General features: G+C 32.9%; 23 protein-coding genes. 21 read left to right on the top strand and 2 right to left on the bottom strand.

From position 1 onward, the window contains the following. Positions 1-73 precede the first annotated feature (73 nt). From FYJ83_RS11070 to FYJ83_RS11015, 12 genes are all read left to right on the top strand, one after another. Complete coding sequence (locus tag FYJ83_RS11070; protein WP_154440550.1) at positions 74-1,033, top strand: flavodoxin family protein; 960 nt, start codon at positions 74-76, stop codon at positions 1,031-1,033. Positions 1,034-1,050: 17 nt separating this feature from the next. Beyond that, positions 1,051-2,523: an FAD-dependent oxidoreductase gene (locus FYJ83_RS11065; RefSeq protein ID WP_154440548.1), complete on the top strand. Its 1,473-nt coding sequence runs from the start codon at positions 1,051-1,053 to the stop codon at positions 2,521-2,523. A gap of 83 nt (positions 2,524-2,606) precedes the next feature. Then, positions 2,607-4,697: an FAD-dependent oxidoreductase gene (locus tag FYJ83_RS11060; protein WP_154440546.1), complete on the top strand. Its 2,091-nt coding sequence runs from the start codon at positions 2,607-2,609 to the stop codon at positions 4,695-4,697. A gap of 11 nt (positions 4,698-4,708) precedes the next feature. Continuing rightward, entirely contained in the window at positions 4,709-5,812 is a 1,104-nt protein-coding gene (locus FYJ83_RS11055) for an NADH-ubiquinone oxidoreductase-F iron-sulfur binding region domain-containing protein (protein ID WP_154440545.1), read from the top strand. Positions 5,813-5,996: 184 nt separating this feature from the next. Continuing rightward, positions 5,997-6,830 carry a methyl-accepting chemotaxis protein gene (locus tag FYJ83_RS20295; RefSeq protein WP_326828337.1) on the top strand — a complete coding sequence of 278 codons (834 nt, stop codon included), beginning with the start codon at positions 5,997-5,999 and terminating at the stop codon, positions 6,828-6,830. An 84-nt stretch (positions 6,831-6,914) separates the two neighbouring features. Beyond that, complete coding sequence (locus FYJ83_RS11045) at positions 6,915-7,817, top strand: bifunctional enoyl-CoA hydratase/phosphate acetyltransferase (protein WP_154440544.1); 903 nt, start codon at positions 6,915-6,917, stop codon at positions 7,815-7,817. 37 nt (positions 7,818-7,854) lie between these two features. Beyond that, complete coding sequence (gene buk / locus FYJ83_RS11040) at positions 7,855-8,922, top strand: butyrate kinase (protein WP_154440543.1); 1,068 nt, start codon at positions 7,855-7,857, stop codon at positions 8,920-8,922. Positions 8,923-9,095: 173 nt separating this feature from the next. Next, a complete protein-coding gene (locus FYJ83_RS11035; protein ID WP_154440542.1) occupies positions 9,096-9,719 on the top strand; it encodes a hypothetical protein in 624 nt (207 codons plus the stop codon). A gap of 80 nt (positions 9,720-9,799) precedes the next feature. Then, complete coding sequence (gene iorA / locus FYJ83_RS11030) at positions 9,800-11,572, top strand: indolepyruvate ferredoxin oxidoreductase subunit alpha (RefSeq protein WP_154440541.1); 1,773 nt, start codon at positions 9,800-9,802, stop codon at positions 11,570-11,572. An 8-nt stretch (positions 11,573-11,580) separates the two neighbouring features. Next, on the top strand, positions 11,581-12,153 hold the full coding sequence (locus tag FYJ83_RS11025) for an indolepyruvate oxidoreductase subunit beta (RefSeq protein ID WP_154440540.1): 573 nt from the start codon (positions 11,581-11,583) through the stop codon (positions 12,151-12,153). 51 nt (positions 12,154-12,204) lie between these two features. Further along, positions 12,205-12,843 (top strand): YczE/YyaS/YitT family protein, encoded by a 639-nt coding sequence (locus FYJ83_RS11020; protein WP_154440539.1) that lies wholly within the window; start codon positions 12,205-12,207, stop codon positions 12,841-12,843. 326 nt (positions 12,844-13,169) lie between these two features. Then, the gene (locus FYJ83_RS11015) at positions 13,170-14,060 is read left to right on the top strand and encodes a LysR family transcriptional regulator (protein WP_154440537.1); all 891 of its coding nucleotides are present in this window, start codon (positions 13,170-13,172) and stop codon (positions 14,058-14,060) included. Between the two features lie 37 nt (positions 14,061-14,097). Here the strand turns inward: FYJ83_RS11015 and FYJ83_RS11010 are convergent, their stop codons facing one another. Next, on the bottom strand, positions 14,098-15,816 hold the full coding sequence (locus FYJ83_RS11010) for an FAD-dependent oxidoreductase (RefSeq protein ID WP_154440535.1): 1,719 nt from the start codon (positions 15,814-15,816) through the stop codon (positions 14,098-14,100). Further along, positions 15,816-16,070 carry a 4Fe-4S dicluster domain-containing protein gene (locus tag FYJ83_RS11005; protein WP_154440533.1) on the bottom strand — a complete coding sequence of 85 codons (255 nt, stop codon included), beginning with the start codon at positions 16,068-16,070 and terminating at the stop codon, positions 15,816-15,818. Before FYJ83_RS11005 ends, FYJ83_RS11010 begins: the two co-directional genes overlap by 1 nt. Before the next feature lie 252 nt (positions 16,071-16,322). Between FYJ83_RS11005 and FYJ83_RS11000 the strand changes: the two genes are divergently transcribed. The 9 genes from FYJ83_RS11000 to FYJ83_RS10960 all read left to right on the top strand — a co-directional run bounded on the left by FYJ83_RS11000 (position 16,323) and on the right by FYJ83_RS10960 (position 23,500). Next, entirely contained in the window at positions 16,323-16,541 is a 219-nt protein-coding gene (locus tag FYJ83_RS11000) for a hypothetical protein (protein ID WP_154440531.1), read from the top strand. A 227-nt stretch (positions 16,542-16,768) separates the two neighbouring features. Then, the gene (locus tag FYJ83_RS10995; RefSeq protein WP_154440529.1) at positions 16,769-17,107 is read left to right on the top strand and encodes a cupin domain-containing protein; all 339 of its coding nucleotides are present in this window, start codon (positions 16,769-16,771) and stop codon (positions 17,105-17,107) included. A 26-nt stretch (positions 17,108-17,133) separates the two neighbouring features. Further along, positions 17,134-17,922, top strand: a complete 789-nt coding sequence (locus FYJ83_RS10990; RefSeq protein ID WP_154440527.1) for an SDR family NAD(P)-dependent oxidoreductase — start codon at positions 17,134-17,136, stop codon at positions 17,920-17,922. Positions 17,923-17,936: 14 nt separating this feature from the next. Further along, entirely contained in the window at positions 17,937-18,872 is a 936-nt protein-coding gene (locus FYJ83_RS10985) for a 3-hydroxyacyl-CoA dehydrogenase family protein (protein ID WP_154440525.1), read from the top strand. A 49-nt stretch (positions 18,873-18,921) separates the two neighbouring features. Then, a complete protein-coding gene (locus tag FYJ83_RS10980) occupies positions 18,922-19,857 on the top strand; it encodes a cyclase family protein (RefSeq protein ID WP_154440523.1) in 936 nt (311 codons plus the stop codon). 174 nt (positions 19,858-20,031) lie between these two features. Beyond that, positions 20,032-20,859 carry a beta-keto acid cleavage family enzyme gene (locus FYJ83_RS10975; RefSeq protein WP_154440521.1) on the top strand — a complete coding sequence of 276 codons (828 nt, stop codon included), beginning with the start codon at positions 20,032-20,034 and terminating at the stop codon, positions 20,857-20,859. A gap of 56 nt (positions 20,860-20,915) precedes the next feature. Continuing rightward, positions 20,916-22,226 carry an MFS transporter gene (locus FYJ83_RS10970; RefSeq protein WP_154440519.1) on the top strand — a complete coding sequence of 437 codons (1,311 nt, stop codon included), beginning with the start codon at positions 20,916-20,918 and terminating at the stop codon, positions 22,224-22,226. Between the two features lie 247 nt (positions 22,227-22,473). Next, positions 22,474-23,163, top strand: a complete 690-nt coding sequence (locus FYJ83_RS10965; protein WP_154440517.1) for an AzlC family ABC transporter permease — start codon at positions 22,474-22,476, stop codon at positions 23,161-23,163. A gap of 1 nt (position 23,164) precedes the next feature. Continuing rightward, complete coding sequence (locus FYJ83_RS10960) at positions 23,165-23,500, top strand: AzlD domain-containing protein (protein ID WP_154440515.1); 336 nt, start codon at positions 23,165-23,167, stop codon at positions 23,498-23,500. Positions 23,501-23,590: the final 90 nt, after the last annotated feature.

The following is a 23,590-nucleotide window of genomic DNA, read 5'->3' as shown; positions in this document are numbered from 1 at the left end:
TTAAAGGTATTTGCTTGTGTAATAATTTCCAGTATAGTTTTATATTAAAATTTTAAGCAAGGGGAGAATAATAATGAAAAAGAAGATAATGGGGATTACTGCAGGTAGGAAAAATAGTAATAGTGAAATTCTTTTAAAAGAGGCTTTATTATATTGTCAGGAGGCTGGAGCGGAAGTTACTATGATTAACTTGAGGGATTATAATATCATTGATTGTACAGGCTGTACTGTATGTACCCATGGTATGTCTCAGGGAAAAAATCTCGGATGTACCCTTGACCAAAGGGATGACAAAAAAGAAATTATGGAAGTAATGTTAGAACAAGATGGAGTTATTTTTTCTGCTCCAACTTATGACTTAATGGCTACTGCTACCATGGCCAGGTTTTTACAAAGAAGTCTTAGTTATGAAACTGCTTTTCTAGAATCAATTAATGCCATAGAACATAGAGATCGTGTTGGTGGATTAATTGCAGTAGGAGGTTCTACTCGTTCGTGGCAGTCTATGGCTCTTGAGACATTACAAGCAGGAATGTTTACGACGGATATTAAAGTAGTTGATATGTATTTAGCAACTAGAGTGCCAGCTCCAGCACAATGCTTGCTTCACGATGATATGATTGCTCGTGCAAGAGAAGTTGGGGAAAATGTGATGAAGGCAGTTAATACTACTCCAGAAGAAAGAACATGGCTAGGAGATCCAAATATGGGATGGTGTCCAAATTGTCATTCCAATGCCTTAATTCTTGGAGAGGAACAATGGGATGGTCTTCACTTTCCTATTGAATGTCAAGTTTGTGGGGCAGGTGGAACATTGGAGAAGACTGACAATAATAAATGGGAGTTTGTAATTCAGGAAGATGGGCTTTGCCGTGATAGAACAACAGTAGAGGGACGTGCTCATCATCTAGTTGAAATTGGTCACACTCAAGGAGGATTTTACACAGAAGAGAATAAGGCAATTGTGAATTCAAAGATTGGAAAGTATAAGGAATTAAACTTCCCGTCTATAGAAACAAATAAATCTGAATAATAAAGGAGGAACAAGATATGAAAAAGTTGGAAACAGATGTAATTGTAGTTGCGGCAGGATTATCAGGTTTAGCAGCAAGTATTGCAGCAGCAGAAAATGGAGCTAATGTAATAACCTTTGAAAAATCAAATACAACAGGTGGAGCTGCAAATATGGGTATGGGGCCTTTAGGAGTAGGATCCTCAATACAAAAACAACAAATGGTTTCTTTATCACCGGGAGAAGCATTTAGAAAACATATGTATTTTACACATTATGGCGTGAATGCACGTTTAGTTCGTGATTATTATTTCAAATCTGGTGATACCATAGATTGGTTAATGGATATGGGTGTTGAATTTGTTGGAGTACAAAGAGCATTTAGTGCTCCAGAAGCAACTAGGCCATATTCCGATGGTGAATTTACGTGGCATGTTGTAAAACCAGAAGGTGGTGGACCTCCAGGACCACGTTGTGCATCAACTATGACAAAGAAAATGACCGAAAGAGCTATAGAATTAGGTGTGGAAATTTTATTAGAAACTCCAGTAACGAAAATAATCATGGAAGACGGCAAGGCAGTGGGAGTTTTTGCAAAGGATAAAGATGGGCAAGAAATTGAAGCTAGAGCGAAATCTATTATATTAGCAACTGGCGGATTCGGTGATAACCCAGAAATGATTAGAGAAGAAACTGGATATAAATTTGGAGAGACTATTTTTAACTTTGCTATTCCAGGCATGAAAGGTGAAGGAATTAAGATGGCTTGGGAAGCAGGTGCAGGTCAAACTAAATGTACAATGGAGCTAATGTATCAATTACCAGATAACATGAATCACTTTATCCTTGATGGAGTTTTCCGCCAACCTTGTCTATGGGTAAATAGAAATGGAGAAAGATTTATGCCAGAGGATCAAATTGGAAATACAACATTTACAGGTAATGCAATATCTGCACAGCCAGGTCATGTGGCGTTTTCAATTTTTGATAGCAGAATGTTAAAGAGATATAAGAAACATGGAGCAGATATAGTATCACACGTACACCCTCATGACTTATTTGATCATTTTGATGAGCAGTGGGAGAGAGATATTGCAGAGGGATATGAGCCAATAACACAAGCTGATACAATTGAAGAACTTGCAGAAAAGGCAGGGATTGACGTCCAAGGATTGCTAGATCAAGTAGAAGAATATAACAGTATGTGTGAAGCAGGATTTGATGAAATATTTGAAAAAGATAGGGCTTATATGCAACCAATTGCCAAAGGGCCATTTTATTGCTGTCGTCAAAATGTAGGAGCATATGGAAGTTTAGGTGGAATTTTAATTAATCATAGAACAGAGGTAATGACTCAGGATTCAAAAGTAATTCAAGGTCTATATGCAGTGGGTACTGATGCCTGTAATATTTATGGGGACAGCTATCCATTTATACTGGCAGGAAATACAATGGGATTCTGTCTAAATAGTGGGCGTATTGCTGGTGAAAATGCAGCAAATTCATTATAAAAATTATAATAAATATTCCTTATAGGATATATGGTCTGGCTGATAATATTCAGCTAGACTAATTTAAGGAGGAAATGCTAAAGATGAAAATAGTAATTGATGGAAAAGAAATAATAGCAGATGAAGGTAAGTTCATTCTGGATATGGCAGCTGACTCAGGCATATACATACCGCATCTATGTAAACACCCAGATTTAGAGGCAGTTGGTGGATGCAGGTTGTGTTCTGTAGAAGTGGAAGGAATAGAAGAGCCAGTACCAGCCTGTAAAACAATGGCAAGAGATGGCATGGTTATTAAGGTTGATTCGCCAAAAGCAGATAAAACAAGAAAAATGGCCATGGAATTAATATTAGCTACCCATCCTGCAGATTGTACAGGATGCCCTAAGTATGGAAATTGTGAATTACAATCTCTATATCAATATATGGGTGTAGGTCCAGAGGGATGGAGAAGAAAAACAAGAACAGTACAAACTGATGAAAGTAACCCATTGATTAGACATCTATTTACTAGATGTATTCGTTGTGGACGATGTATCAGAGCCTGCAGGGAATTACGTGGAGTTAAAGTTTTAGATTATCAAAGAACCAAGGATGGTATTCAAGTGGGAGTAGATGAAGGAGTATCCTTACGTGAAGCTGGCTGCAGGTTCTGTGGTGCTTGTATAGAGGTTTGCCCAACTGGATCTATAATGGATGCTGTTGGTGTTCTTAATGAAGATATATCATATAGAGAAGCAATAGTACCATGTAAAACTGCTTGTCCTGCCCATATAGATATTCCAAGATATATTAGATATATAAAAGAAGGTGATTTTTCTAAAGCCACAGCAGTAATCAGAGAGAAGGTACCATTTCCAGAGATATTAGGAAGTGTATGTAATCATTTGTGTGAAGATAACTGTAAAAGAAATGAATTAGGAAAACCTATTTCCATTTGCAAATTAAAGAGAGCTGCCTCTGTAAATGATAATGCTCAATGGAAAAACAATGCACTTAATTCTAATAGAACAGGAAAAAAGGTAGGAGTTATAGGTGCTGGGCCAGCAGGTTTAACAGCTGCATATTATTTAAATAAAAAGGGACATGAAGTTACAGTATTTGAAGAGAATGAAAAAGCCGGTGGTCAATGTAGATATGGAATTCCATCATATAGATTGTCAGATGAGCTATTGGATAAAGAAATATCAACTATTATTGATGAGGGAGTAAACTTAGTTACTGGAAGAAAAATTAATTCGCCAAAAGAGTTATTGGAAGAAGGCTATGATTCTGTATTGATTACTATAGGAACTCATAACGGTACTAAGCTTCCAATAGATGGAAATGATTTGGATGGAGTTTATGTAAATACAGACTTCCTAAAAAGAACAAGGCGAGGAGAAAGGATAAAACTAGGTAAAAAACTCATGGTTCTAGGTGGTGGTAATGTGGCTTATGATTGTGCCAGAACAGCCATTAGGCTAGGAGTGGAAGAGGTTCATATAGCTTGCCTTGAAACAATAGACAAAATGACAGCAGGAAAGGATGAGATTCAAGAAGGTAAAGAAGAAGGCATTATATTGCACTCTGGACACTCATTCTTAAGGATTACGGGAGAGGAAAAGGTTCAAGGAGTAGAATTAAAGAAGGTAGATAAGTTTTATTTTGATGAAAATCGAAGAGCAGTTTTAGAATTAGTAGAAGGCACGGAGGAAATAGTAGAAGTTGATAATGTAATATTTGCAGTAGGACAGAGACCTTATGGAACCGATAAAATGAATTTAGAATTAATAAATAATTCCTATATTAAAGTAGATAATAGTTTAAAAACAAATATAGAGGGAGTATATGCTGCAGGAGATGTAGTTACAGGAACCAAGTCTGTAGTAGAAGCTATTGTAGCAGGAAGAAAAGCAGCAGAAGAAATAGATAAATATTTTGGGGGGGATGGGGATATTACTGAAAAGCTATTAGAATATGAAATTCCAGATCCGTATATTGGACAATGTCCAGGTTTTGGAGACCTAGAAAGAAATAGCCCATCTATGATATCCTTAGATAGAAGGAAGAGTAGTTTTGAAACAATTGAAAATGCATTTGAAGAAGAGTTAGCAATGAAAGAAGCTAATAGATGTTTGCAATGTGATCTAAGGTTAAATCTAAATAATCCAAAATTTTGGAATGAATATTAGAGGTGATGAAAATGGACAACACAATAGTTTGCAATACTGTACCTATATATTCAGAAGCACCAGTTTCTCTAGAAATATTAAAGGATAATATCTCACAGGTTATAGATTCAATATCAGAAGATCCAATGATTAAAAAATATTTAATTGTTGATAAAAAGGACAAAAAGACAATAGACTTACTAAAAGAACAAATAAAAACTTTACCAGATTCAAATATAGAAATTTTAGAAACAGAAGTCATAAATAATTTTGTTTATGGGAACTTAACAGCAATTGAAAGTTTAATTAAAGGCGAAAAACCAATACCATATGGAATTAATAAAAAATTACCAATATACTCTGTTGAAGAACTATTAGGGTCTAAAAATAAGGCTGTGTTTATTAATGGTAATATTAAAAACAAAGGATTATTTTCTTTTAATAAAAATGTAAAACCAAGGGATATATTGAATCAGTGCAGATCTGATAATAAATTTAAGGGAATGTACTTTGGATATCCTATGGGAACTTTAATATCAGATGAACAATTAGATGATGAAATTGAACTGACTACAGATTATATATTTATTTTTGATGAAAGTCATTGTATTTTAGATAGGCTTGTTGATATTTCAAAAAGATATTTAAGTGAATCTTGTGGACGTTGCGTTTTTGGGCATGAAGGGACTACACAGATTTATATGATTTTATCTGATATTGCAAATAAAAGAGGAAAAGCTGAAGATATTGAGCAATTGTTGGACTTATGTAATCAGATGCGGAATCAATCTTTATGCGATATTGGGATAGCAGCTGGTAATACAGTAATAACTGCTATTAATAATTTCAAAGAGGAAATCTTAGGACATATAATAAAAAAAGATTGTAAAGCTGCTGTATGTAGTAAGTTTATAACCTACCATATCCTTGATGATAAATGTAATGGATGTAATGAATGTCAGAATATATGTGAAGAAGAAGCAATATTAGGGAAGAAGAGGTATATTCACATAATCGATCAAGATGAATGTATTCAGTGTGGATCTTGTATTAGTGTCTGTGGGGAAGAGGCAATTATAAAAGCAGGAAGAATAAAACCTAAAACCTTAAAGAAACCAATTCCCTGTAAAAATTAAGATAGGTATAGAAAAATAATACAATAATGAATTTCAATAATGCAATATTGAATTAAAAAATCACAATTAGTAAGAGTATTTATACTAATTGTGATTTTTATTTATATGGCATATTTATTGCAAGTATAATGTTGTGAGTTCATCAAATGGAATTTATTTATAATGAAAATTGAGGGGTGATTTTGTGGAGGGAAAAACTAAAGAGGAAATTTTTAATCATTTTATATATATAGCATCTTATCTTCCAGAACTTTTTAGTGAAGATATAATAATAGGAGTAACAGATAGGAAAAAATTTCTTTATCAAAGTATAAATGATAATATTCCAGTTACTGCTAGAAGAGGTGATGAAGTAACAAAAGGGGATGGTATGTATGAAACTATGGAAGAAGAAAAGACAATATCGGTGATTGTTCCAGAGGAAAAATTTGGTGTAACCTTTAGATCAGTATCTGTACCTATTCGAGATGAAAATGGAGAAATTATTGGTGCCTTTGGTGTAGGAAGAAGTTTAGAAAAACAAGTAAAGATAGGTTTGTTGTCAGAAAACTTATCAAGCTCTTTACAAGAAATTTCCCAAGCTATAACACAAATTTTTGCAGGAGTACAAGGTGCTACCTTATCCAATACTAATGTATTAGATATAGCTAAAGATGCCTATGAAGATGCTAAAGGTACCGATGAAATAATAAGATTTATAAATGGAGTTGGTAGACAAACAAATTTATTAGGGTTAAATGCTACTATAGAAGCTGCAAGAGCTGGAGAGTATGGCAGAGGTTTTGGTATAGTTGCAGAAGAAGTAAGAAAACTTTCAACATCCAGTAGTGAATCAATACAAAAAATAGAGGTTGTATTAAACAGGATGAAAGAATCCATAAATCATATATTAGGAAATATAAATGAAACCGATATTCTTTTTCAAGAACAAGTTGCAGCTTTAGAAGAAATGACAGCAAATATTGAGGAACTAAATTCTACAGCAATGATATTAGAGGAAATGGCTAATGAATATTAATTTATTCTTTCATATAATTATAATTTGCCATATATAAAAGAAGAATGGAATAATACCTTATAGGAGTTTATAAAGGAGGATAAAATGATTTATAGAAATTTCGAGGAATTAATTAAAAAAGTCCAAAGTACTGAGCTTAAAAAACGAGTGGCAGTGGTTTCAGCTCAAGATGAACATACTCTTGAAGCTGTATTTAAAGCAAAACAAAATAATATAGTAGAACCTATATTAATAGGAGATAGATTGGAGATAAAAAGAATCTTAAATAATCTACATATTGAATTAGATGACAAGCATATTATACAAGTCGAAGATGATGTTGCAGCAGCCACTAAAGCTGTGGGGTTAATTCACAGTGGGGAAGCTGATTTTATAATGAAGGGAAAAATTCAAACAGCAGATCTTTTGAAGGCAGTAGTGAATAAGGAAAAGGGACTTAGAACAGGAAGGGTAATGTCTCACGTTGTACTTCATGACATACCAGGATATCATAAGTTATTAGCAGTAACAGATGGTGGGATGATGATGTATCCAAATTTAGAGGAAAAAAGGCAAATCATAGAAAATGCAGTATCTACTTTTAAAAGTATGGGATATGAATGTCCTAAAGTAGCAGTTCTTACAGCAGTAGAAAAAGTGAATCCTAATATGCCTGAAACTCTAGATGCAGATAATCTTAAGAAAATGAATCAAGAGAATATATTAAAGGATTGTATAGTGGAAGGACCTATTTCTTATGATTTGGCCATGAGTAAAGAATCTGCTGAGATAAAAAACTTTATTAGTCCAGTTACTGAAGATGTTGATATTTTAATGGTTCCTAATATTACAGTTGGAAATATACTAGGTAAATCTCTAGTATATTCAGCAGGAGCTAAAATGGCAGGTTTTATAGTTGGAGCAAAGGTGCCTATTGTTTTAACATCAAGAGGATCAACTGCTGAAGAAAAATATTTATCAATTGTATTGTCTGCAGCCATCAACTAGTGCAAAATTGTATTATTGAAAATCAGGAGGTAATGAAATGGATTATAAGATATTAGTAATTAACCCAGGTTCTACTACAACTAAAATAGCTATATATGAAAATGAAAGGGAATTGTTCTGTGAAACCTTGGAACATGATATTAATGAATTAGAAAGATTTCAAACAATCCAAGACCAATTCCATATGAGAAAGGACATGATTTTATCTTTTCTAAAGGATAAAGGGTATAATATAGAAGAACTATCTGCCATAGTAGGTAGAGGAGGGATGCTTCCCCCTGTTAAATCAGGAGCCTATAGAGTTAATAATATAATGGTAGACAGGCTTAAAAATAGACCTGCTTTTGAACATGCTTCTAATCTAGGTGCTTTGATAGCTTATGAGATAGCAAGTATTATTGATGTACCTTCATATATATATGATTCTGTAAGGGTAGATGAATTAACTGATATAGCAAGGATCTCGGGAATGCCAGATATATCAAGAACTAGTACAAACCATGTACTTAATTCAAGAGCAATGGCTATGAAAGTGGCAAAGAAACATGGTAAAAATTATAATGAAATAACCTGTATTGTAGCACATTTAGGAGGAGGAATATCGGTTAACGTTCAGAAAAAAGGAAAGATGATAGATATTATAGCTGATGATGAAGGACCTCTTTCCCCAGAAAGGGCAGGAAGGGTTCCTTGTAAAGCTCTTATAGATTTATGTTATTCAGGAAAGTATGATGAAAGAACAATGCATAGGAAATTAAGAGGCAGCGGAGGATTAAAGGCCTACTTAAATACCCATGACGCAAGAGAAGTAGAAAAGAGAATTGAAAATGGTGACAAGCATGCAGAATTAGTATATGAGGCTATGGCATACCAAGTTGCTAAAGGGATTGGTGAGTTAGCTACAGTAGTGGAAGGTGAGATAGATTATATTATTCTTACAGGAGGAATAGCTTATTCAGAAATGTTTACCAATTGGATAATAAAAAGAGTGAAATTTATTGCTCCAGTAGAAATAATGCCTGGAGAAAATGAAATGGAATCTTTGGCATTAGGTACTCTTAGGGTACTTCGAGGAGAAGAAGAAGCTAATGAATATATAGAGTGACTATAATAAGATGCTCAACTAGATACTGACTTATATTAAATAGGGATTAATTATATATGGTCATATCCTTATAACCATATGGTTATAAGGATATGACCATATATGTATTTTACAATCTATAATTATGATGCTAATCTAAAGGTAGTAATGATTTTTATAAGGAGGAAATAATAATGAAATTAATACAAGATGGCATGGGGACACATTTAGATTGGAGTCATGAGATGGTTACTCCAAAAATGATAGATTGGTTTTGGAGTAATATGGAAAAAGGTTTTATATTATGGCATCCTGAGGAACATGAGCATCTAGAATGGGCAAAGGCTCCTGTTAATGGAAATCCAATAGGTTCTATTCATATAGCACCTCAAACATGGGATGATGGTATAAGACAAAATTTATATATAAGATTTGAGGACTTGTATACTTTACCCGCAGAAGTTAAGGACTATATAGTATATGAGCATGTTGTTGTTGTTGCTGGAATTGGATTAGGTGATGAAGCATTGAAGAATCCAGTAGTTATGGGATATAGGATTCATCAATGGCAAAAGACAGACTTTGGTGTAGTTGGAAAATCTTCTGCAATTGGAATGGCTAAAAAAGAGACTAAAGAGGAAGGGCTTATATGGGCAAAACATTGCGAAGAGGAAATAGGAAATTGGGGTGTATTTTTACCATCTCTATATAATCTATATAAGGTAGTAGATAATCCAATAACTAATCCATTTGCAGATTTGTCAATAATTGAACCAGGAAGAAATGCTAGATATAAATATATTGAAACAAATAAATAGAAATTAATATGACGTATTTAAAATCAATAAAAACTATAAAATGTTTGGTAAATAGATGATTTTAATGGAGGTTAAGATAGATGAAAAAACTTATGACGGGGAATGAAGCAGTTGCACAAGGTGCATATGAAGCAGGAATTTCATATGCATCGGCATATCCAGGAACACCTAGCACAGAAATCCTTGAAAATATTGCACTTTTCAAGGATAATATAATATCAGAATGGGCACCTAACGAAAAGGTAGCATTAGAAACAGCAATAGGTGCTTCTATTGCAGGTGCAAGATCACTTTGTGCCATGAAAATGGTTGGAGTAAATGTTGCGGCTGATCCATTGTTTACATACGCCTATATGGGAGTAAATGGAGCCTTGATATTAATTAGTGCAGATGACCCTGGAATGGCGTCTTCACAAAATGAACAGGACAATAGACATTATGCAAAGTTTGCAAAAATTGCTATGCTAGAGCCTTCAGATAGTCAAGAATGTAAAGATATGATAAAGTCTGCAGTGGAAATATCTGAAAAATACGATACTACTGTATTATTTAGAATGACTCAAAGAGTATGTCATAGTAAGAGTTTAGTTCAATTAGGTGAAAAAGTAGAAGCTCCAATCAAGGATTATGCTAAGAACAATGCTAAATTTGATGCTATGCCAGTTTATTCAAGAGCCTTAAGATATAAATTAGAGGATAGATTAAAAAAACTTGAGGAGTTTTCAAATGAAACAGATCTAAACTTTATTGAATGGAATAATAGCAAAATTGGGATTGTTACATCCGGAGTTTCTTACCAATATGCTAAGGAGGTTTTTAGTAATAAAGCGTCCTATCTTAAATTAGGATTTACTTACCCATTACCAATGAAAAAAATAAAAGACTTTGCATCTAAAGTAGATACCCTTTATGTAATTGAAGAGCTGGAGCCATATATAGAGGAACAATTAAAGGCAAATGGAATCAACTGTATAGGTAAAGAAAAGATACCTAATATAGGAGAATTAAATACAGATATAGTTGCAAAAAGCTTATTGGAAATAGAGAAAGAATTAATAGAGACTGCTGAAGAAAAAGTAGTTAATAGGCCACCAACTTTATGTGCTGGTTGTCCACATAGGGGATTTTTCTATGAGTTAGGGAAGTTTAAGAATGTAATGGTAGCAGGAGATATAGGATGCTACGGCTTAGGTGGATCAGAGCCACTAAAAGCTAAGGATACCTGTATTTGTATGGGCGGAAGCGTGGGAACTGCCCATGGAGTTCAAAAAGTATTCGATAAGTTTGGTAAAGAAATGAGAACAGTTGCAACCATGGGAGATTCAACATTTTTTCATACAGGAATAAATGGATTGATAGGTACACTATATAATGGTGGAAAAGTAATTACTTGTATACTAGACAATAGAACAACAGGGATGACGGGACACCAAGAAAATCCTGGTACAGGATTTACTCTGGAGGGAGAAGTATCAGCGGATATAGATATTGAAACTGTAGTTAGAGCATTAGGATGTAAAAATGTAAGAACTATAAATCCACATAGATTGGAAGAAGTAAGAGAAGCTTTACAATGGGCACTTTCCCTTGAAGAGCCTTCCGTTATTATTACAAGATATCCATGTGTTTTAAAGAAGTATTCAGATGCTGATAAAGAAGAATTTGGAGTATTAAAGGATAAATATTTTGTAAAGAAGGATTTATGTATTGGATGTAAAATTTGTATAAAGACTGGTTGTCCAGCAATCAGGTTTAATAATATAGAAAAGAAATCCTTTATTATGGAATCACAATGTGTTGGCTGTAGTGTATGTTCGCAGGTGTGTCCTAAAGATGCTATTGTAAGAAGGTAGGTGATTAAATGTCAAGTATTAAAAGTGTATTATTAGTTGGTGTAGGTGGTCAGGGAACAATATTAGCTAGTAATGTATTATCCAAGGGCTTAGTAGAAGCTGGATATGATGTTAAAATGTCTGAAGTCCATGGTATGGCTCAGAGAGGTGGAAGTGTAACTACTCAAATCAGATTTGGAGAAAAGGTTTACTCACCTATAATTGGAAGGGGAGAAGCTGATATATTAGTATCCTTTGAATTAATGGAAGCCTTAAGATTGATAGAGTTTTTAAAACCAGGTGGCAAAGTCATTGTAAATAATCAACAAATTCCTTCTGCCCCAATACTAGCAGGTAGAGTTGATTATCCAGAGGGAATACTAGAAGAGCTTCAACTAAAGGCAGATACTAAAGCCATTGATGCTGTAGGAATTGCAAAGGAACTTGGAAATGAGAAGGCAATGAATATAGTTTTATTTGGAGCTTTATCAAAGGTGTTAGAACTTGATAATATAGACTGGGAAGATGTTATTAGAAATACAGTAAAAGAAAAGTTTATAGATTTAAATATAAATGCATATAGGGCTGGAAGAAATATTTAGAGGTAGATGGGATGGAATTCATTCCTAAAGTAAAGAAATGAGGAAAAGGTTTTGAAAAAATTCATAATAAGATTTTCACTATATATTGTAGGACTATTTACACTTGCCATAGGAATTGCCTTATCATTAAGATCAAATTTAGGTGTATCTCCTGTAACCTCAATTCCCTCTGTATTTAGTCAAATATCTGGTAAATCAGTAGGCACCACAACATTTTTATTTTACTCCATATGTGTAGTTCTGCAAATAATAATTCTAAAGAAGGATTATAAACTAAAAGACTTACTTCAAGTAGGATTTTCATCAGTTTTCGGTGTGTTTACTGATATTGCACTATATTTATTTCAAGGTTTATCTGTTACAAATTATTTAGGAAAGATACTACTTTTAGTTCTTAGCTTAGTTGTAGTGTCTATAGGTCTTTTTTTAATATTAACATCAGATATAGTAATAAATGCACCAGAAGGCTTATGTATTGCTATATCAAAGAAGTGGAATGTTGCGTTTTCTAAAGTAAAATCCTCTTTTGATATATTTTGTGTCATATTAAGTTTGGGAGTATCTTTATTGGTATTTGGAAACTTAGGACAAATCAGGGAAGGTACTATTATAGCTGCCTTAAGTATAGGGCGAATTACAGGATTTATAATGAATAGATATTCTAAAAAGCTAAAAGGATTGTATTCATAAAATTAAATTACAGTTTCTCGGTGGATACTAATTATAAATCAAAGGATAGTATTACTATACAAAGCACTGATGACATTTAAGTTATAAAACCTTTTATCTTTATGATAAAGGGTTTTATATGTATTTAGAAGATAAATGAATATAGTTATTTCCAATTGTACACAACTCTCATAATGGTAATATATCCAATAAATATATTTTGTCATTATAATTTAAGAAGTTAAAAAAACACTTACTTATAAAGGGGTGTATAAATAAGTGATTTTTACTAGAATATGATATAATATTAATATAGTACAAACTATGACTAGGGGTTGGTAATAGGAATGATTACTATTTTACAGATAAATTATTTCATTGAATTAGTAAAGAATATGAACTTTTCAAAAACTGCAGAAATATTGTATATTTCTCAGCCTGCCTTAAGTAAACAAATTTCTAACTTGGAAAAGGAGTTAGGATTTTTGCTATTTGACAGAAGCGGTAAAAATATTAAACTAAGTGCTGAAGGGAAATTAATATACGACTTTTTTATAGAGTCTAGGGATGAGTATAAAAAGATTGTAAATAAGATAATACAAAGCAATGGTAATGACATAACAAAGTTGAATATTGCATTTCTTTCTGGATGGGATATATCTAGATATATTGCTGAAGCAGATGAATTATTAGCTGAAGAACATTCAGATATAATGATTCATTTAGAGAGTGGTGATTTTAATGATCTATCAAGTAAACTAAATGATGGGTCTGTAGATATTGTATTGTCATTACCCAATAACTTTGATAATACTAAAAATATTAATTTGAAACACCTTACAGATATTCAAAGGTTTATAGTCTATTCTAAATCAAATCATTTGAACAATAAAAATAATTTAAGTATAAGCGATTTTAAAAACGAAGATTTTTTTATATTTATTGATTCCCTAGAGCGAACTAGTTTAGAAATACTTTTAGATATATATAATTGCTTAGGATTCGAACCAAAGATTATTCAAGTTTCTAATATTGAATCTATGATGTTGAATGTTGAAGCAGGAAGAGGAGTCGCTATTTTTGATGAATGGCATAGGGTAATAAATAACAATATGTTAAAGGTCATAGATATCGGAAGTGAACATAAAGTATTTGCAGGCTGGAGAAAAGATAATAAGAACGTAGCTATAAAATTATTTTTAGACAAATTTATATATGTTATAAATAATAAAAAATAAAGTAAGAGTACAATCTTTTTGTACTCTTACTTTATTTTTATTCAGGTTTATATTTATAATTATCTATAGGAACGTTTTCTGTTGAAAGTGTCATTTCTCCATTTTGATTTGAAATATCTATCCACTTCAGATAATTTTTATCGTCTCTTTCTTTGTAATCTTCTCTCATATGCCATCCACGACTTTCTTTTCTTTCTAAAGAAGCTCTAAAGAACATTTCAGCACATAAAACATGGCTTTTACATTCGTTTACAGCACTTAGACCATGAGGATCATCTGCTTTTAATAAATTAAGTTTTTCTTTCTGCTCAAGAACATAATCTAAAGCTTCTTGAAGTCTTTTTTCACTTTTGTAACCAGTATATTCTATAGGTTGCATTAAGTTTTTAATTTCCCAAATAACATCTCTAGGATTTATTCCTTCTTCCACATTTAAAGGAGACTTAAGTGTATTTTCAAGTATTTCTACTTGCTCATCAGATATGCTTCCAAACTCAGCATTCTTTGCGTAGTCTGTAGCAGATTTAGCAGCAATAGTTCCTGTAAACACTCCATGGATTAGTCCTGAACCTCTGTTTCTTCCTGGTGGTGTAGGGACTGCACCTGACCATGAGCTACCGTTAGCACATATATCTCCTGATGCAAATAGACCTTCTAAGCTGGTTCTCATATGATGATCAACATAAAGTGGACTTTGTTCTGCAACAACTCCAGGGATTACTTCTTTTAATGGATTATCATCCTTGTAACTTTCAGCCTTATTCTTATTCCATAATTTATCCCAGAATTTTTGAGAATAAGGTCTTGCAAAAGGAGGGTCTGCTTGTCCTAAAAACATAAGGTTTCTGCCAGGGAAGGAACCTGGGAATTTATTTTCAGCAGTGTTTTCATAAATAGGACCTTTTCCATCTCTTACGGACATATACATTAAGATAGAATCCATGCTGCCTAGATCAACTCCACCAACTACTGTACGAAGGCTTTCGTCTAAGTCTCCTCTTGTTGAAGGATTTTCTCCAGCTGAATTGACTAAGCAGTCTTCAGAACCATAAGTTACTTGATTGTTTTCAACCTGCATTATATTGAAGAAGCTGCCAAACTCTGCATTTCTTATCTTTGCTCCAGCTCTATATGCTGCTGCAATACCATCGCCTTTTGCTGAAGCCCACATTCGCATAATGCTAAAATCTTGATTTCCATTTGCCAATATAACAGATTTTGCTTTAAATACATAAGTTTTGCCAGTCAATAAGCTCATTCCAAATGCCCCAACTACTCTATCTCCATTGGTTAATAAATCAGTTATTGTGATTTTTTCCATGGATTTAACGCCAATTTTTTTTGCGTGTTTTCCCATTTGTATCATTACATCGCCGTCAACTAACATAACTTTCCAAGGTATAATTGGATGTGAGTCAAATGGTTTTTCTTTGGCTACAAAATTTACTCCCCATGATTCCCATCTATCAATTACTTTTCTAGTATTCTCTGCGTATTTTCTTAACATATCTTGGTCATTTAAATAGTCTCCAAGATTTCTTGTATGATATTCAATGTATTGTTCGGAGGCTCCATCAGGAATAAAGGATACATGACCGCCACCTTTATTAGCCTTTCCAGCATAACCTACAAACGATTTGTCAACAGTTAATACATTTAATTCTGGAGCATCTTCTTTTGATGAAATGGCAGCACTTAATCCAGATATACCATGTCCTACTACTAAAACATCAGTTTCTATTATATGCCTACTCATTATTTTAACCCCCTTTCCTCTTTTGTACTATGTGCGAAATATGGTTCTGGGAAAGGTTTGTTATAGTCGATTATTACATCTACTGCATTTTGATCACAAACTACTTCACAGAAATTACATTCTACACAGTCTTCAGGGTATGCTGCTATAGGTCTTTTCTTTTCTTCATTCCATCTAATTACATCTAACCAACAAGATCTATAGCATTTTTTACAACCGATACACTTTGAATCATCAAACTTAATAGTATTCATATTGTCCCCCCCTAGATTTATAATAATATTTCCTTATACTGATTTTACATTAGCATATGAGAACAGATATTGTACAATACATATTATGTTATGGAATGTATAACCGGTGGGTTATATAAAAATGTTCTAAAATAAATAGTTAGAAAATTGTTAAATTTATTTGCCAAGACAAGTTTTTGGCATATTGATTGCATTAAATTATAAATAGGTATGGTATATCATACTTAAAAAATAATAAAAGGGGGTCATTTGATGAATGTAAAAAAAGAGGCTTTTAAGGGTGGGATAATAGGTGGGGTCATAAGTGGAGTCATAAGTTTTTTAATAAACTTATTGATAATACCAGTTCCACAGACTGCCTTTCAAAGTGGAATGGGTAATGGAATAAGCGGATTTTTAAGTGGACTATTTAGTGGATTTATTGGTGTAATGGTATTTTATAAGATGTTAAAGGCTTCAGAGGCAAAATAGTAAAGATTATGAAAGGATGCTTAGACATCCTTTCATAATTCAAATGTGAATTATCAGATTCATATCTGAATTAAAAGTTACTAGAATTATGATGAAAAGAATTAAGTCAAAATAGATTAATTGAGTAAACATTAGATAATATGCCTTATGAAGATTAATTTAAATTACTTAGAGGTATTGGCATGGTTGTTGCTATAGTATATAGACAAAGATAAAGGAGGTGCCATATGAAATTAGTTGAATTTAAAGAAGTCAAGCCATATAAAGCTCCTAAACACTTTGATTGCGTTTCCCTAAGGGTTCAAGGTAAAGAAGAAACAGGAGTTTCAAAATTCTGGATGGGAGTTACTCATTTTTTACCAGGGGGAGGAGCAGAATATGATTATACAGAGTCTCCAACAGAAAAGGTATATTTTGTTTTGGAAGGTGAAATAACTGTTAAATCAGATAAGGAAACCTTTGTACTTAAGAAGAATGACTCATTATATATCCCGCCTTTTGAAGGTAGAACCATAATAAATGAAACAAATGAGCCATGTAAAATGTTAGTAGTTATAAATAATTAAATTCAATAAATAGGAGGTGCTGATTTATGGTAATGGTAAAAACAGATTTTGTAAATAGTTTATTTGATATAAAAAATAAGGTAGCCATAGTTACAGGAGCAACTGGAAATTTAGGAAAAGCCGCTTCTTGGGGTTATGGATATGCTGGAGCAAAAGTAATGCTTACTGGAAGATCAGAAGATAAGCTTAAGAAACTCCATGAAGAGATGAAAGATAAAGGAATAGACTGTGATTATATAGTTGGTGATCCAGTAAAAGAAGAAGATGTAAAAAATGTTATAGAAGAAACTGTAAAGAAATATGGTGGAATAGATATATTACTATGTACAGCAGGTATGAATAATCCTAAGCCTATTTTAGAACAACCTAAGGAGGAATGGCAGGCCATTATGGATGCCAATGTATTAGGAACTTGGTTATACTGCAAATACGCAGGACAAGTTATGAAAGACCAGGGAAGAGGTGGAAAGGTTATCTTAGTATCCTCTGCAAGAGGAAAATTAGGAATGAAAGGCTATACTGCATATAGTCCATCTAAGGCAGGAATAGACCTTATGGCTAAATCCCTTGCTTGTGAATGGGGAGAGTATGGAATAAATGTAAATGCCATTGGACCTACAGTATTTAGATCAGAATTAACAGAGTGGATGTTTGAAGATGATACTGCTAGAACCAAGTTTCTAACCAGACTTCCTATTGGAAGATTAGGTGAACCTGAAGATTATGTTGGTGTATGTATATTCTTAGCCTCAGCAGCAAGTAATTTCTGTACAGGAACTACTATATATGTTGATGGTGGATATTTGGCAGGTTAGAGGAGGATAAAACCATGGATTCAAAGATTAACAGCATAGCAATATTCGGCTCCGGATTAATGGGAAGTGGAATTGCACAAATATTTGCATCAAAAGGAATAAGAGTAAGAATATTCTCAAGGAATCCTGAAAACTCTAATGCCCATGAAGTTATAAGAAAGAATTTAACAACTATGGCTGATAATGATGCATTTCCAAGAGAGAAGATTGTAGAAGTATTAAGTAATATAGAAATATCTGCTGATAAATTATATGTAACTAGGGATGCATCACTGGTTATAGAAAATATTCCAGAAGATATGGAATTAAAGCAAAACTTATTTAAGGAATTAGATGAGATTTGCGGCCCAGATACAATACTTGCTTCAAATACATCAGTAATGAGTATTACTGAGATTGGAAGCAAGTGTAAAAATAAAAATAGAATAGTTGGAACCCATTTTTGGAATCCACCTTTTTTGATTCCCCTGGTGGAAATTGTAAAAACAGAGTTTACATCTGAAGAAATAGCAGATAGAACATTTGAAATAATGAAATATGTAGGAAAGAAACCAGTAAAGGTAAATAAAGATGTTCCTGGATTTTTAGCAAATAGATTGCAACATGCATTGTGGAGAGAAGCAATATCAATTGTAGAAAGAGGTATAGCTGACGCCAAAACAGTAGATGAAGCTATTAAATATAGTTTTGGACTTAGGATACCTCAATTATCTCCTTTGGAAAATGCAGATATGATAGGTACAGATTTAACTTTATCTATTCATAATTACATCCTAAAGCATATAGAAAACTCTACTGAACCATCACCTTTATTGAAAGAAAAGGTTGAAAAGGGTGAATTAGGTTTTAAAACAGGCTTAGGATTTCAAGAATGGTCAGAAAAAGATATTGAAGAATCTAGAAGAGGATTAATAGAATATCTAATAAAAGCAACAAAGAATATAGAATAACAATAAATTAATAGATTTAAAGAAAGTTAAAATCGAGGAGGAATTATTAATGAGTAAAAAAGTATTTGTAGATTTAACCCATCCATTTAGTGCAGAAATACCACGTTGGCCTTATTTTGCAAAACCAGTAATTGATTCAATGCATACTTTGGCAAAGGGTGGTGTTCTTACACAAAGAATCGATTGTGTTCAGCATACTGGTACACATTGTGATGCACCACGTCATGTTATGGAAACTGAATTTGACGGTAGAAGAGCTCGTTATACTCACGAAATGCCTGTAGATGCATATACAGGTGATGCAGTTTGCCTTGAAATCAACATTGAGCCTTGGGGACTAATTTTACCAGAACATTTAGATGATGCTTGTAAACGTGCAAACATTAAACCAGAGGAATTAGAAGGAATGGTTGTTTGCTTAAATACAGGAATGCACCGTAAATTTGATGATTCAAAAGAATATTATCATTACTCATGTGGTACAGGAGTTGAAGCTGGAAAATGGTTTGTAAAGCATAAGGTAAAATGTGTAGCCATGGATATGCAAGCTCTAGACCATCCACTTCATACAGCAATGGGAAATAATGGTGGTACTCGTATGAACTTAACAGGTGCTTCAGGAAGACCAATTACAGAAGAATATAAAGAAAAATTTGGTGAAGAGGCATATGCAGAATTTGATAAAGAAGAATATATCAGAATCCATGGTCAAGAAGCCTATGATGCTAAATTTGGTGATTTAGAAGCAATAGGATGCTGGGGAACATGGGAACCTTGTCATAAACAAATGTTGGGACATGGTATCGTAGGTGTTGAAAACCTTGGTGGAGATTTAGATAAAGTTTCTGGAAAACGTTTCAGATTCTTCTGTTTCCCAATTAGATGGTATATGGGAGATGGATCTATGGTTCGTTGCGTAGCAGAAATAGACGAAGATGATATAAATGACGTACCAGATAGAGTGTACACATATGGAGGACTTTAATCATAAGTCTATATATTTTGATTTAGAGAATAGGGTCAGTAATTAAAAAACTAGGGAGTATTTATAAATTATAGCAAATCTTAATTTCAAGATACTCCCTAATCTATTCTAATAAGTGTTTTATAATTAACAAAATCATATATTAACAAATAAAATAGAATGAGGTGTAGAAATATGGACAATAAAGTAATATTAACTGTTGCCACTACAGGAGCGTGGCCTAAAAAAACTGATACTCCTTATGTACCTTTACAACCTAAGGAAATAGCAGATGAAGTATATGAATGTTGGAAGGCAGGAGCATCTGTAGCTCATATACATGTAAGAGATGATGATGATAATGCATCAATGAGTTTTGAGAAATTTGAAGAAACTGTAAAATTAGTTAGAGAACGTTGCGATATAGTACTAAACCTTACAACATCAGGTGGATTAGGATTAACAGATGAAATAAGGATGAAGCCATTTGTAGAATTGAAACCAGAAATGGCATCCTATGATTGTGGCTCAATGAACTGGTTACATACATCAGTATTTGAAAATAGTCCATCATTTTTAGAAAAGTTAGGTAAAACAATGGAAGAAAATAATGTAAAACCAGAAATAGAAATATTTGATGCAGGAATGGTTTACAATGCCTTATATTACTTGAAGAAAGGAATATTAAAAGCTCCATTACATTTCCAATTTGTTTTAGGGGCGGCAGGAGGAATGGCTGCAACAGTGGAAAACCTAGTTTATCTTAAGGGATTAATACCAGAGGGAAGTACATGGGGAGCATTGGGAATAGGAAAACAACATCTGCCGATTTTATATGCTACATTAGCTCTTGGTGGGCACGTAAGAGTAGGAATGGAAGATAATGTATACTACGGACCAGGAAGGTTAGCAAAATCAAATGTAGAGTTTGTAGAAAGGACAAAAAGAATAGTTGCAGAAATAGGAAGAGAGATAGCAACACCTGCTGAAGCAAGAAAAATACTGGGATTAAAGAATTGCTAGGAAAACCTGAAGAATTCATATTCAGTTGAAAATAAGAATACTGAGGGGGCATTGGTATGAATAGCAAATCTAGCAATCAACTAGGAAAATTTGGAAAAGCAGGATGGGGAACAATAATTTATTGTGCTGCAATGTTTTGGTTGTATGTTGGAATGGTAAATGATGGATCAAACATTACTGCTCCAGCCTTTACGGAGAAAATGGGTATAGAATATTCTACTGTTCTAAGCATGGGAACAGTAGCAGGATTAGTAGGATTTATCTTTTTTCTTATTTTTGGGCAAGTAAATAGAAAGATTGGTGCCAGATATACATCAGGTATCTGTATGATATTGTCAGGTGTTGCATATCTAGGATTAGGTTATTCAAATTCTTTAGTTATGTATGCTATTTGCCTATGTATAGTAACAGGTGCATCAATGTCAGCTGGGTATATTGCTGGTGGAACATTGGTTGCAAAATGGTTTCCTAAGAAAAAAGGAATTGTCATGGGATATACTACAATGGGGCATAATCTTGCTTCAGCCTTTTATGTTCCCTTAATTTCAGCTACAGTAGGATCTTTCGGACTTTCTAAAGGAGTAGTACTGCCTAGTATTGCTGCCATATTTCTAGGTATAATAGGTATTATTTTTGTTAGAGATACGCCAGAAGCGAGAGGGCAGCTTCCAGATAATGTAAATAGGGAAGAATATGAAAGAGAATATCATACAGATGTAGTAGATGAAGATGGAGGATGGACTACATCTAAGCTATTAAAAACTAAAGAGCTTTGGTTAAGTGCAATTACTACAGGAATGTATCAGCTAGTTACTGTTGGCATTATGACGCAGTTAGTAGTAAGGAATATGCAGCTTGGATTTACTCAGAGTCAAGCAATAGGTATTATGACAGTTTTAGCATGTATTGGAGTAGTTGGTTCATGGGGATTTGGTGTAATTGATCAAAAGTGGGGAACTAAGAATTCCATGTTAATATTTGGAGCTTGGTATGTTTTAGCACTTATAGCTAATATTACAGAAATCAAAATACTTGTTTATATATCTATATTTATGATTGGAATGTCTATTGGTGGCTCTGCAAACTTTACAACCTCTCTTCCAGCAGCTATTTTTGGCAGACATGGATTTGAAAAAGTAAATAGCGTAGTATTTCCGATACAAGGTTTAATCACAGCACTAAATTTCTTATTAAGTGGTATTTCAATAAAATTAACTGGGAGTTTAAGAGGTGTATATATTATAAATGTTTTTCTAATATTAATTAATATGATATTAATTAATATCATAGATGAACACAGATATAATAAGGACTTTCAATTAAACAATGAAGACTTAAAATTTAGTAATATTGTAGATGATATTTAATTATATATGCATAAATTTAAACATAATTCATGGAATTTAATGAAACAGCATTAAAATTAAAAGGATTATCACAAGAATTAAAAGAAAGATTAAATATCTTTACAATATAATGACCTCAAAAGACAAGTTCACAATTTATACTAAGTATAAATTGTGAACTTGTCTTATTTTCCTTGTGTTTTCATAGTAATACTAATATAATATTATTAATTTTTATTGTGATAATGTAAGAAAGGAAGATGGGAATATGACAAAAGATAGAATAAAGGAGGGAATTATAGCTGTACTACCAATAGTAATAGGGTATTTTCCCATAGCTATGGCTTTTGGTTTACTATCAAAAAATACTGATGTTACTTTTAGAGATACAAGCCTTTTATCTGTAATGGTATATGCAGGGGCTAGTCAATTTATGGCATTGGATTTTATAAGGGCAGGAGTATCTGTAGGCAGCATAATACTTGCAACTTTCTTATTAAATCTTAGGCATATGATGATGTCAGCATCATTGGCAGTAGAATTTCAAGATATGAATAAAAAATTTCTACCCATAGTGGCCTTTGGAATCACTGATGAAACATTTTCAGTAATTTCTTTTAATAAAGATAAGATTGACTTACCCTTTGTGCTTACAATAAATATATTAGCCTATAGTTCTTGGGCATTAGGTACAATTGCTGGGTATTTAGTGGGAGAAATACTTCCTGCTTCTTTGCAGTCTAGTCTGAGTATAGGATTATATGCAATGTTTGCAGCATTACTTTTTCCAGAAATAAAGAAATCAAAGAATATTTTATTCCTATCCATAATATCAGCAGTAGTTTATGTAATATTATTTTATTCTAAGATATTTACTTCAGGCTGGGATATAATCCTTGGAATTATAATATCTTCTTCCATAGGAGTAGTCATCTTTAGGAAAAATGAGGAGGAATAAGATGAAAAGCTATTTTCCATTAATAATAGGTATGACTCTAGTTACATATTTGCCAAGGTTAATACCATTAGCATTATTAAACAACAGAAATATAAATAAAAGTTTGAAGGAGTTTCTCCTATATATACCCTATACCTCTTTGAGTATCCTAATCATAAGAGGTATATTGACTGCTGCTGACGGAATGAAAATAGTAACTGTTATAGGTGTTGGAATTGCAGCTATTATATCATATATAAAAGGAAATTTAGTTCTATCGGTTTTAGCTGGAATAATATTATCATTTCTAGCAATAAATACCCTCTTTAAATCAAGTAGTATTTTTCAATACTTCTGATTAATTTTTTATTATTTTAGTAGATCATTTTAAGCAAAATAATTTTATTTTACATGAAATGTCTATTTTAATCCTCACTTAATAAAAGTA

The sequence above is a fragment of the Tissierella pigra genome (assembly GCF_009695605.1).
GTDB lineage: Bacteria > Bacillota > Clostridia > Tissierellales > Tissierellaceae > Tissierella > Tissierella pigra.
Note: the sequence above shows the minus strand (reverse complement) of the source record. Positions and strands in the feature narration are given on the sequence as shown.

Excerpts from the sequence above, each read along its gene's own strand:
- FYJ83_RS10970 (WP_154440519.1), top strand. The coding sequence starts at position 20,916 with ATGAATAGCAAATCTAGCAATCAACTAGGAAAATTTGGAAAAGCAGGA.
- FYJ83_RS10985 (WP_154440525.1), top strand. The coding sequence starts at position 17,937 with ATGGATTCAAAGATTAACAGCATAGCAATATTCGGCTCCGGATTAATG.
- buk (WP_154440543.1), top strand. The coding sequence starts at position 7,855 with ATGGATTATAAGATATTAGTAATTAACCCAGGTTCTACTACAACTAAA.
- FYJ83_RS10965 (WP_154440517.1), top strand. The coding sequence starts at position 22,474 with ATGACAAAAGATAGAATAAAGGAGGGAATTATAGCTGTACTACCAATA.
- FYJ83_RS10960 (WP_154440515.1), top strand. The coding sequence starts at position 23,165 with ATGAAAAGCTATTTTCCATTAATAATAGGTATGACTCTAGTTACATAT.
- FYJ83_RS11025 (WP_154440540.1), top strand. The coding sequence starts at position 11,581 with ATGTCAAGTATTAAAAGTGTATTATTAGTTGGTGTAGGTGGTCAGGGA.
- FYJ83_RS11035 (WP_154440542.1), top strand. The coding sequence starts at position 9,096 with ATGAAATTAATACAAGATGGCATGGGGACACATTTAGATTGGAGTCAT.
- FYJ83_RS11000 (WP_154440531.1), top strand. The coding sequence starts at position 16,323 with ATGAATGTAAAAAAAGAGGCTTTTAAGGGTGGGATAATAGGTGGGGTC.
- iorA (WP_154440541.1), top strand. The coding sequence starts at position 9,800 with ATGAAAAAACTTATGACGGGGAATGAAGCAGTTGCACAAGGTGCATAT.
- FYJ83_RS10975 (WP_154440521.1), top strand. The coding sequence starts at position 20,032 with ATGGACAATAAAGTAATATTAACTGTTGCCACTACAGGAGCGTGGCCT.
- FYJ83_RS11045 (WP_154440544.1), top strand. The coding sequence starts at position 6,915 with ATGATTTATAGAAATTTCGAGGAATTAATTAAAAAAGTCCAAAGTACT.
- FYJ83_RS11070 (WP_154440550.1), top strand. The coding sequence starts at position 74 with ATGAAAAAGAAGATAATGGGGATTACTGCAGGTAGGAAAAATAGTAAT.
- FYJ83_RS11055 (WP_154440545.1), top strand. The coding sequence starts at position 4,709 with ATGGACAACACAATAGTTTGCAATACTGTACCTATATATTCAGAAGCA.
- FYJ83_RS11060 (WP_154440546.1), top strand. The coding sequence starts at position 2,607 with ATGAAAATAGTAATTGATGGAAAAGAAATAATAGCAGATGAAGGTAAG.
- FYJ83_RS11005 (WP_154440533.1), bottom strand. The coding sequence starts at position 16,070 with ATGAATACTATTAAGTTTGATGATTCAAAGTGTATCGGTTGTAAAAAA.
- FYJ83_RS11065 (WP_154440548.1), top strand. The coding sequence starts at position 1,051 with ATGAAAAAGTTGGAAACAGATGTAATTGTAGTTGCGGCAGGATTATCA.
- FYJ83_RS10980 (WP_154440523.1), top strand. The coding sequence starts at position 18,922 with ATGAGTAAAAAAGTATTTGTAGATTTAACCCATCCATTTAGTGCAGAA.
- FYJ83_RS10995 (WP_154440529.1), top strand. The coding sequence starts at position 16,769 with ATGAAATTAGTTGAATTTAAAGAAGTCAAGCCATATAAAGCTCCTAAA.
- FYJ83_RS10990 (WP_154440527.1), top strand. The coding sequence starts at position 17,134 with ATGGTAATGGTAAAAACAGATTTTGTAAATAGTTTATTTGATATAAAA.
- FYJ83_RS11010 (WP_154440535.1), bottom strand. The coding sequence starts at position 15,816 with ATGAGTAGGCATATAATAGAAACTGATGTTTTAGTAGTAGGACATGGT.
- FYJ83_RS11015 (WP_154440537.1), top strand. The coding sequence starts at position 13,170 with ATGATTACTATTTTACAGATAAATTATTTCATTGAATTAGTAAAGAAT.